Annotated in this window: 16 protein-coding genes and 1 pseudogene; 11 read left to right on the plus strand and 6 right to left on the minus strand. The window is 70.6% G+C overall.

What is annotated here, in order from left to right:
• Positions 1-14 precede the first annotated feature (14 nt).
• Positions 15-800, plus strand: a complete 786-nt coding sequence (locus tag ABD089_RS11595; protein ID WP_343886573.1) for an endonuclease/exonuclease/phosphatase family protein — start codon at positions 15-17, stop codon at positions 798-800.
• Between the two features lie 7 nt (positions 801-807).
• On the opposite strand, the gene ABD089_RS11600 is transcribed toward ABD089_RS11595, so the two are convergent.
• The gene (locus ABD089_RS11600) at positions 808-1,434 is read right to left on the minus strand and encodes a TetR/AcrR family transcriptional regulator (protein WP_343886574.1); all 627 of its coding nucleotides are present in this window, start codon (positions 1,432-1,434) and stop codon (positions 808-810) included.
• Positions 1,435-1,549: 115 nt separating this feature from the next.
• Here ABD089_RS11600 and ABD089_RS11605 point away from each other — a divergent pair, with 115 nt between their 5' ends.
• The 4 genes from ABD089_RS11605 to ABD089_RS11620 all read left to right on the plus strand — a co-directional run bounded on the left by ABD089_RS11605 (position 1,550) and on the right by ABD089_RS11620 (position 9,033).
• A complete protein-coding gene (locus ABD089_RS11605; protein WP_343886575.1) occupies positions 1,550-4,264 on the plus strand; it encodes an MMPL family transporter in 2,715 nt (904 codons plus the stop codon).
• Positions 4,261-6,936: a YhgE/Pip domain-containing protein gene (locus ABD089_RS11610; protein WP_343886576.1), complete on the plus strand. Its 2,676-nt coding sequence runs from the start codon at positions 4,261-4,263 to the stop codon at positions 6,934-6,936. Before ABD089_RS11605 ends, ABD089_RS11610 begins: the two co-directional genes overlap by 4 nt.
• A 14-nt stretch (positions 6,937-6,950) precedes the next feature.
• Complete coding sequence (locus ABD089_RS11615; RefSeq protein WP_343886577.1) at positions 6,951-7,709, plus strand: DNA-formamidopyrimidine glycosylase family protein; 759 nt, start codon at positions 6,951-6,953, stop codon at positions 7,707-7,709.
• A gap of 331 nt (positions 7,710-8,040) precedes the next feature.
• Complete coding sequence (locus tag ABD089_RS11620; RefSeq protein ID WP_343886579.1) at positions 8,041-9,033, plus strand: M14 family zinc carboxypeptidase; 993 nt, start codon at positions 8,041-8,043, stop codon at positions 9,031-9,033.
• 19 nt (positions 9,034-9,052) lie between these two features.
• On the opposite strand, the gene ABD089_RS11625 is transcribed toward ABD089_RS11620, so the two are convergent.
• Both ABD089_RS11625 and ABD089_RS11630 read right to left on the minus strand, forming a co-directional pair.
• A complete protein-coding gene (locus ABD089_RS11625) occupies positions 9,053-9,754 on the minus strand; it encodes a HesA/MoeB/ThiF family protein (protein WP_343886580.1) in 702 nt (233 codons plus the stop codon).
• Complete coding sequence (locus ABD089_RS11630) at positions 9,744-10,160, minus strand: molybdenum cofactor biosynthesis protein MoaE (protein WP_343886581.1); 417 nt, start codon at positions 10,158-10,160, stop codon at positions 9,744-9,746. The genes ABD089_RS11625 and ABD089_RS11630 overlap by 11 nt, the downstream gene beginning before the upstream one ends.
• Positions 10,161-10,195: 35 nt before the next feature.
• On the opposite strand from ABD089_RS11630, the gene ABD089_RS11635 reads away from it, so the two are divergent.
• Entirely contained in the window at positions 10,196-11,497 is a 1,302-nt protein-coding gene (locus ABD089_RS11635) for a molybdopterin molybdotransferase MoeA (protein WP_343886582.1), read from the plus strand.
• A 7-nt stretch (positions 11,498-11,504) separates the two neighbouring features.
• Positions 11,505-11,981 carry a cyclic pyranopterin monophosphate synthase MoaC gene (gene moaC, locus ABD089_RS11640; RefSeq protein ID WP_343886583.1) on the plus strand — a complete coding sequence of 159 codons (477 nt, stop codon included), beginning with the start codon at positions 11,505-11,507 and terminating at the stop codon, positions 11,979-11,981.
• A 6-nt stretch (positions 11,982-11,987) separates the two neighbouring features.
• Here the strand turns inward: moaC and ABD089_RS11645 are convergent, their stop codons facing one another.
• A complete protein-coding gene (locus tag ABD089_RS11645; RefSeq protein ID WP_343886584.1) occupies positions 11,988-12,470 on the minus strand; it encodes a MogA/MoaB family molybdenum cofactor biosynthesis protein in 483 nt (160 codons plus the stop codon).
• A 55-nt stretch (positions 12,471-12,525) separates the two neighbouring features.
• On the opposite strand from ABD089_RS11645, the gene moaA reads away from it, so the two are divergent.
• From moaA to ABD089_RS11660, 3 genes are read left to right on the plus strand one after another with little or no spacing between them, the layout of a single operon-like run.
• Positions 12,526-13,542, plus strand: a complete 1,017-nt coding sequence (gene moaA, locus ABD089_RS11650; protein ID WP_343886585.1) for a GTP 3',8-cyclase MoaA — start codon at positions 12,526-12,528, stop codon at positions 13,540-13,542.
• Positions 13,543-13,545: 3 nt separating this feature from the next.
• The gene (locus ABD089_RS11655) at positions 13,546-13,779 is read left to right on the plus strand and encodes a ubiquitin family protein (protein ID WP_343886586.1); all 234 of its coding nucleotides are present in this window, start codon (positions 13,546-13,548) and stop codon (positions 13,777-13,779) included.
• Between the two features lie 2 nt (positions 13,780-13,781).
• The gene (locus tag ABD089_RS11660) at positions 13,782-14,264 is read left to right on the plus strand and encodes a molybdopterin-binding protein (protein ID WP_343886587.1); all 483 of its coding nucleotides are present in this window, start codon (positions 13,782-13,784) and stop codon (positions 14,262-14,264) included.
• Between the two features lie 11 nt (positions 14,265-14,275).
• Here the strand turns inward: ABD089_RS11660 and ABD089_RS11665 are convergent, their stop codons facing one another.
• Complete coding sequence (locus ABD089_RS11665) at positions 14,276-14,620, minus strand: type II toxin-antitoxin system HicB family antitoxin (protein WP_343886588.1); 345 nt, start codon at positions 14,618-14,620, stop codon at positions 14,276-14,278.
• The gene (locus ABD089_RS11670; RefSeq protein ID WP_343886592.1) at positions 14,617-14,799 is read right to left on the minus strand and encodes a hypothetical protein; all 183 of its coding nucleotides are present in this window, start codon (positions 14,797-14,799) and stop codon (positions 14,617-14,619) included. Before ABD089_RS11670 ends, ABD089_RS11665 begins: the two co-directional genes overlap by 4 nt.
• A 139-nt stretch (positions 14,800-14,938) precedes the next feature.
• On the opposite strand from ABD089_RS11670, the pseudogene ABD089_RS11675 reads away from it, so the two are divergent.
• Positions 14,939-15,287: pseudogene (locus tag ABD089_RS11675) on the plus strand (ISL3 family transposase); the annotation flags it as partial.

Below are 15,287 nucleotides of genomic sequence, written 5' to 3' on the forward strand. Positions count from 1 at the left end.
TTGCAAGCTGGGGCATGGCCACGTTGCGAGTGATGTCCGCGAACCTGCGCTGCGAAGTGCCGGGGACGACGCCGGGTGACCCGGACCACTGGGGCGACCGGCTGCCTGCCGTCGTCCGGATGCTGAAGGACCGTCGACCACACCTGTTGGGGACCCAGGAGCTCAGCTTCGAGCAGCTCACCCAGCTCACCGGGGCGCTCCCGATTGGGCGCGCGACCGGCGCCGGTCGGGAGGGCGGTTCGCGCGGCGAGCACTGCGCGATCCTGCACGACCCCGGCCGGCTGATGCTCCGGTGGTGGCGGCAGGTCTGGCTGTCGGAAACACCGGACCTGATCGGTTCGTGCTCCTGGGATTCGTCCCTGCCCCGCATCGCCACCATCGCCGGCTACGCCATGGATGACGTTGAGTTCGCCCTGGCCAACACCCACTTCGACCACGTCTCGGAGCTGGCTCGAGCGCAGGGGATGCGGGTCCTGCTGGACGCCCTGCCCAAGGGGCCGGTGATCGTCACCGGCGACTTCAACTGCGCCGCGGAATGCTCCACGCCTTGGGAGGTTGCCACCCGGGCGGGGCTGCACGACACCTGGCTCTCGGCCGAACGCCGCGGCCCTGAGGTCGACACCTTCCATGGCTACGCCGAGCCGACGGAGAGCCAGCCGGTGAGAAGGATCGACTGGATCCTTGCCAGTGAGCACTGGCGCACCCTGGCTGCGGAGGTCGTCACCGATCGTCCCGGCGGCGTGTGGCCGAGCGACCACTGGCCGGTGCTGGCGGAGCTGGAGTTCGTCCCCGGTCGTTGATCGAGGGTCAGCTGCGCGGTAGCACCAGGGTGCGCAGGACGAGCGCCAGGCGCTCGCCCACCAGGGGTGAGTTCGGGCTCTCGCCGATGATCAGCTGGTCAAGCGCGGTTTGGTCGTAGACGGCGTGCAGCAGGCCGATCACCTGTTCCGGGGTGAGGGTCAGGTCGAGCCCGAAGCGCTCGAGGCCACCGCGGATCATCCGATCGAATGCTGGCGACAGGCGCGCGTCCACGTCGAGGAAGGCCTGGCGGATCTCCGGCTCGCGCGCTGCGTAGAGCCGCAGTTCGTTCATGGCCAGAATCTGGTCGGCATCATCTGTGACGGCCGCCATGAAGACGCCGATCGCGTTGTCGATCAGTCCGTCCACGGTTCCGGAGGGCTGGTCGAGCTCCTCGACCGCCTTCCGAGCGGCGGCCAGGTAGAACTCGCACTGGGCGTGCAGCACCGCGATGCACAGCTCGTCCCGGCTGGCGAAGTTGGAGTAGAAGGCGCCGCGGGTGAAGCCAGCTGCCTCGCAGATCTCCTCGACGCTCGAGCCGAGCACGCCACGTCGCCCGAAGACCTGCATGGCCGCCTTGACCAGACGCTCGCGCGTCGCTGCGCGGCGCGGGCTGGTGGTCTCGGTCTCGCTCACATGCGCCTCTCGATTTGTGTCCCAGACCGATGAGAATACACTCCTGTATCGGATACGGAACTGTATCCAACCTGTCCGGTGGGTTCAGGGCTGTTCGCGAAGTCGGGGTGGGGCAATGTCGGGGTTCCTGTACGAGGTCGGCCAGTGGTGCTACCGCTTCCACCGGCGCGTGCTCGCGCTGTGGCTGGCGGCACTCGTCCTGCTGGGCGCCCTCGCGGTGACGATGGGCGGTACGTGGAAGGACCAGTTCTCGATCCCCGGCGCAGCCTCGCAGGAAGCACTCACCAAGCTCCGGATGACCTTCCCCCAGGTCGCGGCACTTGGCGCCACCGCGCTCGTCGAACTGCCCGAGGGCTCGAAGATCACCGACCCCGAGGTCAAGGCCGCCATCACCAGCGGCATCGACAAGTTCAAGGCCACCGGCTTCGTGCAGGGCGCGACCGAGCCGTGGAGCGAATACGTCCACGGGCTGGTCAGCGACGACGGCCAGGCGGGCGTCGTCCAGCTGCAGCTCGAGGGCACGATGGACACCTTCAAGGACGACCAGCGCGAGACCCTGGTCAAGGTCTCGGACGAGATCACGGCCGACCTGCCGGCTGGCTCGACGGTCTCGATGGGCGGCGAGGCCTACTCGGTCAGTGTCCCCACGCTCTCGGTCACCGAGGCCGCCGGCGTGGTCGTCGCGCTGGTCGTGCTCGCCCTCACGCTCGGATCGCTGGTCGCGGCCGGCCTGCCGATCCTGACCGCGCTGGTCGGCGTCGGCCTGACCGTCTGCATCATGATGGTCTTCGCCCGCTTCACCCCCGTCATGTCCACCACCCCGATGCTGGCCGTGATGCTCGGGCTGGCCGTCGGCATCGACTACGCCCTGTTCATCCTGAGCCGCCACCGCGAGCAGCTCTCCCACGGCCTGGACGTCGAGGAGTCAGCGGCCCGCGCGGTTGCCACCGCCGGATCGGCGGTCGTCTTCGCCGGCCTGACCGTGATGATCGCCCTGGTCGGCCTCGGCCTGGGCGGGGTGCCCTTCCTCACCGCGATGGGTCTGTTCGCCTCGCTCGGCATCGCCTTCGCCGTCGTCATCGCCCTCACCCTGCTGCCCGCGATGATGGGCTTCCTGGGCGAACGGATGCGTCCCAAGCACGCCGTCGCCGAGGGCGAGGCCCGTCCGAACACCGCCCAGACGCGCTTCTTCCGAGGCTGGGTGCGCGCCGTCACCAAGTTCCCGTGGCTGACGATCCTGGTCGTCCTGGTCGGGGTCGCCGCGCTCAGCTGGCCCGCCCGCAACCTGACCATGGCGCTGCCCAATGCCGGCCAGAGTGCGCTGGGAAGCCCCGCGCGGACGAGCTACGACGCGATGGCCAAGCACTTCGGCGCCGGCTCCAACGGCCCCCTGATCGTCACCGCCGACCTGCTCACCTCCACCGACCCGATGGGCGTGATGAACGGCATCAAGGCCGACATCGAGAAGCTGCCCGGTGTCGCGTCCGTCCCCGCGGCCCTGCCCAACCAGAACGCCGACACCGGCTTCGTCCAGGTGATCCCCACCACCGCGCCGGACGACCCCGCCACCAAGGACGTCGTCAACGCGCTGATCGCGCAGCACCAGCACTGGCTGGACGCCTACGGCGTCGACACCGGCGTCACCGGCAGCACCGCGATCCAGATCGACATCACCAGTCAGCTGACCAAGGCGCTGCTGCCCTTCGGCATCTTCGTGGTCGGCCTGTCGCTCGTCCTGCTGACGATGGTCTTCCGCTCGATCTACGTGCCGCTGAAGGCGACCATCGGCTACCTGTTCAGCATCGGCGTCGCCTTCGGCCTCACCACGCTGGTCTTCAACGAAGGCTGGGGCAAGGAACTAGTGAACCTGGAACGCCCGATGCCGGTGATCAGCTTCCTGCCGATCCTGCTGATGGGCATCCTGTTCGGCCTGGCGATGGACTATGAGGTCTTCCTGGTCAGCCGGATCCGTGAGGAGTACGTGCACGGACGCAGCGCCCGCGAGGCGATCGAGGAGGGCTTCATCGGCGCCGGTCCGGTCGTCGCAGCGGCTGCCGTGATCATGTTCGTCGTCTTCGCCTTCTTCGTCCCCGAGGGCGAGGGCCCGATCAAGACGATCGCCTTCTCCCTCGCCGTCGGCGTCGCGGTGGACGCCTTCGTCGTCCGGATGACGCTCGTCCCGGCCGTGATGCAGCTGCTCGGCGACCGGGCCTGGTGGCTGCCCGGCTGGCTGGACCGGCTGCTGCCCAGCCTGGACGTCGAGGGCGAGGGTCTGGCGCACCAGCTCGCGCTGGCCGACTGGCCCAGCGCCGAGCACGTCGAGCCCGTCCACGCGGAGGCTTTGGCGGTGGACGGCCTGGTCGGACCGCTCGACCTGTCCCTGCAGCCCGGCCAGGTGGCCGCGGTCGTCGGGGATGTCCGCACCAGATCCGCTGCGCTGCTGGCCCTGTCGGGACGCCTGAAGACGACCGCCGGACGCGCGCGGGTCGCCGGCTCGCTGCTGCCCGACCAGTCGGTCAAGGTGCGACGCGACACCGACCACCTCGACCTCGCCACCAGCACCGACCCGGCCGGCGACCTGGCCCGGTTGCTCGGACGCCCGGCCGCGGTCACCTTCGTCGACGGCATCGAGTCGGGCATGGACGAACGTGCCGTGACCGAGCTCGTCCGCCTGGTCGAGACCCGACGCCAGCAGGGACGGGCCGTCGTGCTCGGCGTCGCCGACGCCCAAGCCGCCGCCGCGTTGGTCCCCGACGTCACCTGGCAACCAACCTCCACGGGCATCCCCGTCACTAGCACCGCCGCCTCCCTCGAAGGAGCACTCGCATGACCAGCACCCGCCAGAACCACTCGTCCGCCGCAGCCCGAGGCCTGATCGAGCGGACCAGCCGACGCACCTGGGCCAAGATGCTCGGCCTGCTGCTCGTCCCGCTGCTGGTGGCGGGCGTGGTGCTCGCCATCGCCAACCGGCATGACGACAACCTCGGCAAGGTGTCCGGGGCGATCGTCAACCTCGACCAAGCTGTGCAGATCAACGGTCAGACCGTGCCGATGGGACGCCAACTGTCGGCCGCGCTGGTCGACCGGGACGACGCGAACATCGACTGGGTGCTCGCCGACGCCGCCAGCGGCGAGGAGGGCCTGGACTCGGGCGAGTACGCGGTGCTGGTGACGATCCCGGCGAACTTCTCCGCCGCTGCGACGTCGTACTCCAAGACGGCCGACCAGGCCCACCAGGCGACGATCGACATCCGCACCTCGGACGCCAGCTCGGTGGCCGACGCGGTGGTTGCGCGGCAGATTGCCGAACAGGCGTCCACCGCCCTCAACTCGACGCTGACCAGCGGATACCTGGAGAACATCTACGTGGGCTTCAACACCATGGGGGAGCAGTTGACCACCATGGCAAATGGCGCCGCCCAGCTCTCGTCCGGGGCCTCGCAGCTCGCGGCCGGCGTGGGCAGCGCTGCGGACGGTGCGCAGCAGGCGGGCAGTGGGATGGCGCAGCTGGACACCGCCGGTGCGGAGCTCGCGACCGGCGCCACGGCCCTGGCCGCCGGCGCCGGCCAGCTCTCCACCGGCGTCACGAAGTACACCGACGGCGTGGCGCAGCTGGGCACCGGCATCACCCAGCTCTCCGGCGGGCTCGCCACCCTGGACTCGAAGTTGTCCGGTGCCTCAGGTGGCATGTCGAGTGAGCAGCAGGCCCAGCTCGGCCAGCTGAAGACCGGCGCCGCGCAGGTGGCCAGTGGCGCGGCCGGCTTGTCGTCCGGTCTGGGCACCTACCAGGCCACCCTCGACCAGTGGGCCGCCGGCAAGAACCTGCCCGCGCAGTTCACCACCGCCCTGGCGAAGCAGTCGGGCGCGGCCGTGACCCAGTGCAAGGTGCAGGGAGCCGAGCAGGTCACCGCCACCACCGTGGCGATCAAGCAGCAGATCGACGACGGCATCACCAAGCTCCCCGCCCAGGCGGACGCGTCCATGAAGTCGGTGACCGAGCAACAGGTCTCGACTGCGCTGGCGGGCTACCAGCAGGAGGCCGCCGGGGTCGTGAACAAGGAGGTGGCCGATGCCGTCGCCGACGCGTTGGTGGAGCGACAGATCCTGACGGACGAACAGGCCAAGGGCGTCGCCGCGCAGGTGGCCGCAGCGGTCGCGACGCCGGTCTCGAAGGACGTCGTCTCCGGGATCACCACGCAGGTCAACAAGGGTCTTGGCACTGAGCTCGCCTCGCTGTTGACCACCGCCCTGCAGACCCAGGTGGACAGCGGTTTCGAGCAGGTGCAGGGCCAGATCAGCGACCAGGTCGCCACGCAGCTGGATGGCATGTGCGGCCAGATCGGCGCGGCCGTCACCCAGTCCGCGACCGGTGGCTTCTCCGGGGCCGCGCAGGCGGCCTCGACCGCGCTGTCGTACCAGGACCCCGAGTCGGGACAGAGCCTGCGCAGCGGCGCGACCGCGCTCGCGTCAGGTGCCGGGCAGCTCTCCACGGGCGTCGCCCAGCTGGTCGACGGGCTGCCCGCGCAGATCGCGTCCCAGATGAAGCAGCTCTCGGACGGTGTCGGCAAGCTCGCCGACGGCGCCGCGCAGCTGGACTCGGGCGCCAAGCAACTCACCGCCAACTCCTCGCAGCTGACCAGCGGCGCCAGCCAGCTCGCGTCCGGCGCGACCACGCTGGCCGGTGGAGTAACCCAGTACGCCGGCGGCGTGCACCAGGCCCGGGTCGGCATCGAACAGCTGGCCAGCGGCATGGGGCAGCTGGACGATGGCTCGACCAAGCTCGCGTCGGGCATGAAGACCTTCGCCGACGGGGTGGCCAAGGGCTCGACGCAGGTTCCCAGCTACACCCAGTCCGAGCGGGAACAGCTCGCCAAGGTCGTCGCGCAGCCCGTCGAGGGTGACCAGCGGATCGTCACCCCGCTGGCCGCGACCACCGCGCTGATCGACGTGCTGGCGTTGTGGCTGGGCGCGCTGGCGACCTACCTGCTGGTGCGGCCCATCTCCCGGCACGCGGTGAGCTCGTCGCGCTCGTCGGCGGCGCTGCTGGCCGCGGCCCTGGCCCCCGGGGCGGCCGTCACGACCGTCCAGGCGCTGGTGCTGGGGTTGGTGTCGGGTGGTCTGCTCGACCTCTCGGCCGGGTCGACCGCGAAGCTCACCGCCGTGCTGGCCATCTCGGGACTGGCCTTCGTGGCGCTGAACCACGCGCTGGCGGCCTGGTGGGGCCAGGCCGGACGGGCGGTGGCGACGCTGCTCGCGGTGCTGACCGGAATCGTGGGCATCACGACGGCCGTCCCGTCGGCGCTCACCGCCCTGGAGGGCTTCAGCCCACTGCACCCGGCCCTGGCCGGCATCCGGGGAGCCATCGCCGAGGGTCCAGGGGTGACCGGTGCGATCGGCATGGCGCTGTTCTGGGGCATGCTGGCTCTGGCGCTCGGCCATGTCGCCGTGGCACGATCCCGGCAGTTGAAGGCGAGCCAGGTGGCGGTTCGTCGGGCTGACTAGGCGAGAGGGGTTTCATGCCCGAGGGTGATGCGGTGTGGCGATCGTGCCGGTCGCTGCACCGCGCGCTGGCCGGGCACGAGTTGGTCCGCGGGGAGCTGCGGGTGCCGCAGGCCGCGGCCAAGTCGCTGGCCGGACGGACGGTGCTGGAGGTCGTCCCGCGCGGCAAGCACCAGCTCACCCGACTCTCGGACGGCCTCACCCTGCACACGCACCTGCGGATGGACGGGGTGTGGAAGATCGTCGGCGCTGGTGACCGGACCCCGGGCCCGGCGCACCAGGTACGCGTCCTGCTGGCGACGGCCGAGAAACAGGCGGCCGGGCTGCGGCTGGGGATGGTCGACCTGGTGCGCACCGCGGACGAGTCGTCCGTCGTCGGGCACCTCGGCCCGGACCTGCTGGGGGACGACTGGGACGCGTCGGTGGCGGTCGCGAACCTGCTCGAGTTCCCGGAGCGGACGATCGGTGAGGCGCTGCTCGACCAGCGAAACCTGGCCGGCATCGGCACCATCTGGCGGGCCGAGACGCTGTTCGCGCAGCGGGTCAACCCCCGCACTCCCGTGGGGGAGGTCGCCGACCTGGCAGCGCTGGTGACCAAGGCGCATGACCTGCTGCTGCGCGCCATCGACGTCGAGACCTGGCGCGAACAACGCTGGGTCTACAACAAGGCCGGACGCCCGTGCCCCCGCTGCGGCACCGGGATCGCCTGCGACGAGTACGGCCCCACCACCCAGGAGCGCCTGGTCTGGTGGTGCCCCCGCTGCCAGCCCACCTGACGCTCCCCGAGCTTGGGCCCCCACCGTTCCCCGAGCCTGGACCTCCAACGTTCCCCGAGCCTGTCCCCCAACGTTCCCCGAGCCTGTCGAGGGGTCCCTCCGGCCAGATTCCGCCAAACGCGCGCGTCAGAGCAATTTGGTCCCACCACGGGACCGGAGCCGGCTGGGCCGCACGTTTTGGAGGCAGCAACGACCCCCCCGAGCCGGGACCCCCAACGTTCCCGAGCCTGTCGAGGGGTCCCTCCGGCCAGCGCCCGGTGAAGTCGCCGTCACGATCGGTCATCCAGGGCATGCATACTGAGCGCACTCGGGACGACGACAGGAGACCCCCTTGCGCAAGCCCACCCGCCTCGCCGCCACCACCGCGGCCGCCGCCCTGGCCCTGACCGCCTTCGCCGGACCCAGCGCCCACGCCACCACCTGGACCACCTGCGGCGGCGTCTTCGGGGGCGTCGACTTCCCCAACGGCTCGATCACCAAGCAGACCTCCCAGCTGGTCGCCGTCTGGCGCAAGACCGCCTACACCTCCCAGGTCACCACCCTCACCCGGACCACCGCCGGCGCCTGCACCTTCACCTCGTCCACGCGATACGAGGCGACGAAGGGCTATGTCGTCCCGGCGTCCACGGCGACGCGCACGGTCAAGGTCCGCCACCTCACCGCGAAGAACCTGATCGAGCGCCGCGTGCTCGGCTACTCGGTGCAGGGCCGCCCGATCGTCGCCTACCTGGTCGGCGACCCCAAGGCGAGCAGGACGTCCGTGCTGCTCGGCCAGATCCACGGCAACGAGAAGGCAGGACACAAGACGGCGATCTCGCTGGTGAACGGTCCGACGATCACCGGTCTGCGGCTGTGGGTGATCCCCACCGCCAACCCGGACGGCTATGCGGCCGGCACCCGACAGAACGCCCACCGCGTCGACCTGAACCGCAACTTCAGCCACAACTGGGTCAAGACCTCTACCACCTCGAAGTACTACGGCGGTTCCAAGCCCTTCAGCGAGCCGGAGTCGCGGGTGCTGCGCGACTTCGTGGCGCAGGTGCAGCCCTACCAGATCGTCTCGATCCACCAGCCGCTCTACGGCGTCGACGGCTACGGCCTCAAGGACGCCACCTTGGGCCAGCGGCTGGCGACCCAGTTGGGCCTGCCCCAGAAGGAGTTCTCGTGCACGGGTGTCTGCCACGGCACCTTCGTGGGCTGGGTGAACCACGTCCAGGACGGCACCGCCATCACCGTCGAGTACGCCAAGACGCCGACCACGCACTTCATGACCTTCACCGCGCGCCGTGGCATCACCTTCGCGCTACGCGGGGCCTACGCCTGAGACCGGCTGACCAGCCCGGTCAGGCCAGTTCGATCTCCCGGACCGTCGCAGCCAGCAGGTCGACGACGGCGATGCGTCCGGCGAGTGTTCGCCCCTGACGGGTGAGCACCTTGAGCGCCTCGGCCGCCTGCCAGGCGCCGAGCAGGGCGGGGGTGGCGCCGAGCACCTGCGGCGGGTGGTTCAGTTCGCGGGGGTCGCCGACGACGTCCTCCCACTGCGGCCCGCCGGGGACGAACACGCTGATCACCCCTTGCCAGCCGTCCACCGCTGCCCACACCCAGGGCACGGACGCCTCGCGGCAGCTGGCTGAGATCGCGGCGCGGGAGGCCATCTTGTCGGTGCAGTCGAGGACGACGTCGAACTGCGCCACGAAGTCCGCGTCGTCTGCGGTGAGCCGGCGCCGCAGCCCCTTGACGCGTGTGTCGGGGGAGAGGGCGGCCATCCTGGCGGTCGCACGTTCGACCTTCTGCGCGCCCAGGTCGTCGGACGTGTAGAGCGTCTGCCGGTTGAGGTTGGTCAGGTCGAGGGTGTCGTCGTCCAGCAGGACGACGTGCCCGACCCCGCTGGCCACCAGCGCCGGGATCGCGCCGGCGCCCAGTCCGCCGCAGCCCACCACCAGCGCGGACGAGGTGGCGAGCGTCTCCTGCCCGTCCCCCAACAGCGTCCGCTGCCGGACCCACTGGTCGGGCTTGGTCTGGTTGGGCTCCACCTCAGCAGTCACCGAGGCCCACCCACTCGTGGCTTCCGTCGGCGAAGACCTGTCGTTTCCAGACCGGGACGCGGTGTTTGATCCGCTCGACGAGCTCGCCGCAGGCCGCGAAGGCCTCGGCCCGGTGGGCCGACGCGCAGGCGGCGACCAGCGCCAGGTCGCCCACGCGCAGGTCCCCGACCCGGTGCCAGGCCTGTGCCCGCACCCCGAACTCGTCCTCGATCTCGGAGACCACCTGGGCCATCACCGCGTCCGCATCGGGGTGCGCCGAGTACGCCAGTTCGGTGACCGAGCGGTCGTGGTCGTGGTTGCGCACGACCCCCTCGAAGCTGACGACCGCGCCGTGCGTCTGGTCCCAGACGTCCGCGCGCGCGGCGGCCGGGTCGAGCGGGGTCGAGAGCACGGCGGGTGTGGGCATGCGCGCCAGCCTACGGCGCGGGCAGGATGGGGACCATGACCAGCCACGATCGCGTCCACGCCGACCCGGTGCCGGCGGCGCCAACCGCCGAGATCGCCTGGCAGCGCACTGTCGCCGAGCACCTGGCGGCGGTCGTGTTCTTGGCACCCGCACCCCGGACGGTCGAGATGCCACTGGCCGAGGCGTCCGGACTGGCGCTGGCCGCCGACGTCGTCGCCCCGCGGGACCTGCCCGGCTGGGACTGTTCGGCGATGGACGGCTTCGCGGTGCGCCGTTCCGACCTGTTGACCGCCGGTCTGTCGACCGAGGGTGGGGAGGTGGTGCTGCCCGTGGTCGGCGATGTTCCTGCCGGTGCGGTCGCGCCTGACGGCCTCCCCGCCGGCAGCGCCGTACGGGTGATGACCGGGGCGCCAGTGCCGCCCGGCACCGACACGGTCGTCGCGGTGGAGTTGACCGACGTCCCGCGTGGGCCAGTGCCGCTGCCCGCGCAGGTGCGGGTGCACGGACTGCCGCCGCTGGGGGAGGCCGTCCGTGGTCGTGGCAGTGATGTCGCCGCGGGCCAAGTGGTCGCCGGTGCAGGTTCTCGCTTGGACGCGCTCACGCTGGGTTCGCTGGCGGCTGTGGGCGTCTCGTCCGTCCCGGTGCACAGTGCAGCTCGCGTGCGCGTCGTCGCGACCGGGGACGAACTGGTGCCGCTGGGCAGCGAACCGGGCCCGGGTCAGCTCGTCGACTGCAATTCCTGGCTGCTGCACGGTCTGGCGACCAGCCTCGGCCACCCCTGCGAGCGGGTCACGCTGAACCACGACGACCCCGAGCGAATGGCCGCCGACCTGCCAAGCCTGCTGGCCGACGTCGACCTGCTGGTGTTCACCGGCGGGGTGAGCGCGGGCGCCTTCGAGGTGGTCCGGCAGTGCCTGCAGCCGCGTGGCGTCGAGTTCGGACAGGTGGCGATGCAGCCCGGCAAGCCGCAGGGCGTCGGCGTCCTGGACGGGGTGACGGTGCTCTGCCTGCCGGGAAATCCGGTCTCGGCAGTTGTTTCCTTCCTCGCCTTCGCCCGTCCGTGGCTGGATGCCGCGAGCGGACGTCCGTCCCCAGCGCCGGTTCGCGCGGTGGTCGACGATGCCTGGCGCAAGAAGCCCGGACGGGCGCAGTTCATGCCGGTGGTGCTGGAGGCAACCGACGGACGCCTGCTGGCTCGCCGCCGCAGCTCGGACGGATCGCTGTCCCACTTGGCGTCCCGGCTGGCGGGGGTGGCCGGATTCGTTGTCGTCCCCGCGGATGCGGACGGGGTGCGGGAGGGGGATCTCGTCGAGGTCATGATGGTTCCGGGGTCATGATGGTTCCATGAGCGATCACTTCACCCACCTGGACGAACGCGGCGCGGCGCGGATGGTCGACGTCACGCAGAAGACGCCGACGGTTCGTTACGCGACCGCGCGGGCCGTGGTGGAGCTCGGACCCAAGGTCGCGGCGGTGATGGACGACGGCTCGGTGCCCAAGGGGGACGTGCTGGCGGTCGCCCGCATCGCCGGGATCGCTGCCGCGAAGAGGGTCCCGGACCTGCTGCCCCTGGCGCACGTGATCGGCGTCCACATGGCGAGGGTCGACCTGGAGCGCGATGGCGAGACGATCGTCATCACCGCCGAGTGCGGGACGGCCGACCGGACCGGCGTCGAGATGGAAGCCCTGACCGCTGCCTCGGTGGCCGCGCTGGCCGTCGTCGACATGGTCAAGGGCATCGACAAGGCCGTCCGGATCGGTGGCGTGGAGCTGCTCAGCAAGTCGGGCGGGAAGTCCGGCAGCTGGGTGCGGGAGTCCTGAGCCGACTCAGTGGTCCCCGTCGCGGGCCTGGTCGAGCAAGTGGTCCAGCAGCGGATGCAGGACACTGATCGCGTCGCGGACCCCGCCCGGGCTGCCAGGCAGGGTGACCACCACCGTCCTCGTCGCCTCGCCGTCGATGATGCCGGCGACGCCCCGGGTGAGCGGGGCGCCGACGACACCCGCGTCCACGCCAACCCGACGAACCAGCTCGATGATCCCGGGGATCTCGACGTCCAACAGCGGCGCCACCACCTGCGGTGTCAGGTCCCGCGGCGTGATCCCGGTGCCGCCGGTGGTGAGCACCAGTGCCGCCCCGCCCTCGGCTGCGCTCCGCACCGCGTCCGCCACCGCGTCTCCGTCCGGGACGACGACCCGCTGCACCTCGTGACCGCAACCGGTCAACCAGTCGACCAACAGGGGCCCTGATCGGTCCTCGGCCTGCCCGGTGCTGACCCGGTCGGACACGGTGACGACGACACAGCTGCTCATGGGTCAGATCGTATGCAGTCGGGGAGCTTGCCGGACGGATCGTATGCTGGCACCCATGCCCACCCTGCCGCTCGTCGACCGCTTCGGACGGGTGGCGACCGACCTGAGGCTGTCGGTGACCGACGTGTGCAACCTGCGCTGCACCTATTGCCTGCCCGAGGTGGTGGACCGATGGTTGCCCCGCGCCGAGGTGCTCACCCGCGACGAGCTCGTCCGGCTGGTCGACATCGGCGTCGGATTGCTGGGCATCACCAAGGTCCGGCTGACCGGTGGCGAGCCGCTCACCCGTCCCGACCTGGTCGAGATCGTGGCCGGCATCCGCGCCGCCCAACCGGACGTCGAACTTGCGCTCACCACCAATGGCGTGGGTCTGGCGGCGAAGGCGCAGGCCCTCGCCGACGCCGGGCTGGACCGGGTGAACGTATCCCTCGACACCGTCGATCGGCACACCTACGCGACGATCACCCGCCGCGACCGGCTGGACGAGGTGCTGGCCGGGATCGACGCTGCCTACGCCGCAGGACTCACGCCCGTGAAGGTCAATGCCGTGCCCACCAAGGGATTGAACGACGAACAGGTGGTCGACCTGGTGCGCCACTGCGTCGCCACCGGCGCCGAACTGCGGTTCATCGAGCAGATGCCGATCGGGGCGCCGCGGGACTGGGCGCGGGAGAACCTGGTCACCGCTGCCGAGACGCGTGCCCGGATCGCCACCGCCTACGACCTGCGTCCGGTTCCCTCCCGCGGGGCGGCCCCGGCCGAGCTGTGGGAGCTGTGGCGCGACGGCGCCCAGGTCGGCACCGTCGGCACCATCGCCTCGGTCACCGAACCCTTCTGCGGCTCCTGCGACCGGACGCGCATTTCTGCCGACGGACAGCTGCGTTCCTGCCTGTTCTCCCGCGACGAGACCGACCTGCGCGCGCTGTTGCGCTCCGGCGCGAGCGACGACGAAGTGGCTCGCGCCTGGCTGGGTACGATGGCCGCGAAACCACGCGCACACGGCTCGGACGAGGGCGGTTTCGGCCTTGGTTTCGTCCAGCCGGAACGCCCGATGAACGCGATTGGAGGCTGACCCATGCAGGTTCGTTGGTTCGCCGGTGCGGCCGAGGCCGCTGGCGTCGAGGCCGAGGAGCTCTCGCTCGCCGGGTCCGGGACCATCGCCGAGGTGCTCGGCGCCCACCGCCCCGGCACGGTGTCCGTGCTGGGCCGCTGCAGCTTCCTGGTGGACGGGGTGCGGCAGGCGGGCGATGCTCCGTGGCCGTCCGATGCCGGGACGATCGACGTGCTTCCCCCCTTCGTCGGCGGCTGAGCATGACCACCGCTCACCTGGTGGTCGTCAGTGACCGAGCCGTCGCCGACCCCGCCGAGAACCGGGCGGCGCCGGTCGTCGCTGGGGCGCTGACAGCGCAGGGCATCGAGTCCAGCGTCAGCATCGTCCCGAACGAACCCGAGCAGGTGCGTGCTGCCCTGCAGGCCGCCGTCCGGATGGCTGACCTGGTGATCACCTTCGGGGGCACGGGTGTTCGTCCCGGCGACTGCGTCGTCGATCTGACGCACGAACTGGGGCTGGTCGAACTCCCGGGCATCGCGGAGGAGATCCGCCGCCTCGGCGCCGTCCGCACCCCGGCGTCCCTGCTCTCGCGCGGAACCTGCGGCCTGGTCGCCGACGGTTCGCGTCCGGTGCTGGTGCTGAACTGTCCGAGCTCCCGCGGCGGCGCGAAGGACGTCGCCCAGGTGCTCGGCCAGGTGCTCGGACACCTGTTGCGCGACCTCGAGGGCACGGAACGGAGCTGATCAGCGGCGGCTCAGGACGCTTCGGCCAGCTTTCGGGTGACGTACTGGTTCAAGCTGACGTGCTGCTCGGCTGCTTCGATCGCCAACCGTCGGTGCAGGTCTTCGCCCAAGCGCAGCTGGAACTTGCCGGAGTAGTGCCGCACCGACAGCGGCTCGGGCACGACTTCACCCTCCGCGTGCATGTCGGCCACCACAGCGTCCACGACAGCGCGGAGGCCCGACAGGGCGTCTTCCGGGCTGGCGGCCAGCCAGGACAGGGAAGGGAACTCCACGCAGGTGGCCACGAACTCATCGTCCTCGGGGGACCAGGTCACGCGGTAGGTGTAGCGCGCCGAGTCGACGGTGGTGGTGCTCATCGGTTCGCCTCCAACTTCTCGATGGCTTGAAGTACCTGCTTGACCTGGTAGGCCTTGGCGCGGCCATGGTCGTTCTGGATGTTGACCCGTGGGTCGCCGGGCCATGGTGTCTTGTAGACGGCATGGGAGCCGCCTGTGTTCCGGGCGGGTCCGAAGTGGTGCTCGCAGACCTTGGCCAGCTCCGCGTAGCTGATGTTGCGGGGATTGGCGGCTCTTCACAGATGAGGGTGTAGGTCCGTAGGAGACCCCCGACCCCGGGAGACGGGTCGAGGTCCTTGATGATGGAAGTTCTCACACTGCCTCACCAAAGACCTCGACGTGCCCCAATGTAGCTACACCCCTGCCGATCTGACCACGTTCTGCCGCCTAGACGACCTCGGCCTGACCGTGACCGGCCAGCACCTGAGTCCCGAGCGGGCCGTCCTGTTGTGTCGTCCGGTCGAACCCGACGACTGGTGCCACCGCTGCGGCTGCCACGGATCACCACGCGACAGCGTGGTCCGCGAACTCGTCCACGTGCCGTTCGGCTGGCGTCCCACCACCCTGCAGGTCCGGTTGCGCCGCTACCAGTGCCGTGACTGCGGGCACGTGTGGCGCCAGGAACTGTCCCGCGCGGCGCAGCCACGGTCCTGCTTGTCGCGTGGGGCGCTGCGCTGGGCTCTGGAGG

Origin of the sequence: Luteococcus sanguinis, assembly GCF_039527675.1 — a bacterium.
Taxonomy (GTDB): Bacteria; Actinomycetota; Actinomycetes; order Propionibacteriales; family Propionibacteriaceae; genus Luteococcus; species Luteococcus sanguinis.

Excerpts from the sequence above, each read along its gene's own strand:
- ABD089_RS11595 (WP_343886573.1), top strand. The coding sequence starts at position 15 with ATGGCCACGTTGCGAGTGATGTCCGCGAACCTGCGCTGCGAAGTGCCG.
- ABD089_RS11605 (WP_343886575.1), top strand. The coding sequence starts at position 1,550 with ATGTCGGGGTTCCTGTACGAGGTCGGCCAGTGGTGCTACCGCTTCCAC.
- ABD089_RS11610 (WP_343886576.1), top strand. The coding sequence starts at position 4,261 with ATGACCAGCACCCGCCAGAACCACTCGTCCGCCGCAGCCCGAGGCCTG.
- ABD089_RS11615 (WP_343886577.1), top strand. The coding sequence starts at position 6,951 with ATGCCCGAGGGTGATGCGGTGTGGCGATCGTGCCGGTCGCTGCACCGC.
- ABD089_RS11630 (WP_343886581.1), bottom strand. The coding sequence starts at position 10,160 with ATGCCCACACCCGCCGTGCTCTCGACCCCGCTCGACCCGGCCGCCGCG.
- ABD089_RS11635 (WP_343886582.1), top strand. The coding sequence starts at position 10,196 with ATGACCAGCCACGATCGCGTCCACGCCGACCCGGTGCCGGCGGCGCCA.
- moaC (WP_343886583.1), top strand. The coding sequence starts at position 11,505 with ATGAGCGATCACTTCACCCACCTGGACGAACGCGGCGCGGCGCGGATG.
- ABD089_RS11645 (WP_343886584.1), bottom strand. The coding sequence starts at position 12,470 with ATGAGCAGCTGTGTCGTCGTCACCGTGTCCGACCGGGTCAGCACCGGG.
- moaA (WP_343886585.1), top strand. The coding sequence starts at position 12,526 with ATGCCCACCCTGCCGCTCGTCGACCGCTTCGGACGGGTGGCGACCGAC.
- ABD089_RS11655 (WP_343886586.1), top strand. The coding sequence starts at position 13,546 with ATGCAGGTTCGTTGGTTCGCCGGTGCGGCCGAGGCCGCTGGCGTCGAG.
- ABD089_RS11660 (WP_343886587.1), top strand. The coding sequence starts at position 13,782 with ATGACCACCGCTCACCTGGTGGTCGTCAGTGACCGAGCCGTCGCCGAC.
- ABD089_RS11665 (WP_343886588.1), bottom strand. The coding sequence starts at position 14,620 with ATGAGCACCACCACCGTCGACTCGGCGCGCTACACCTACCGCGTGACC.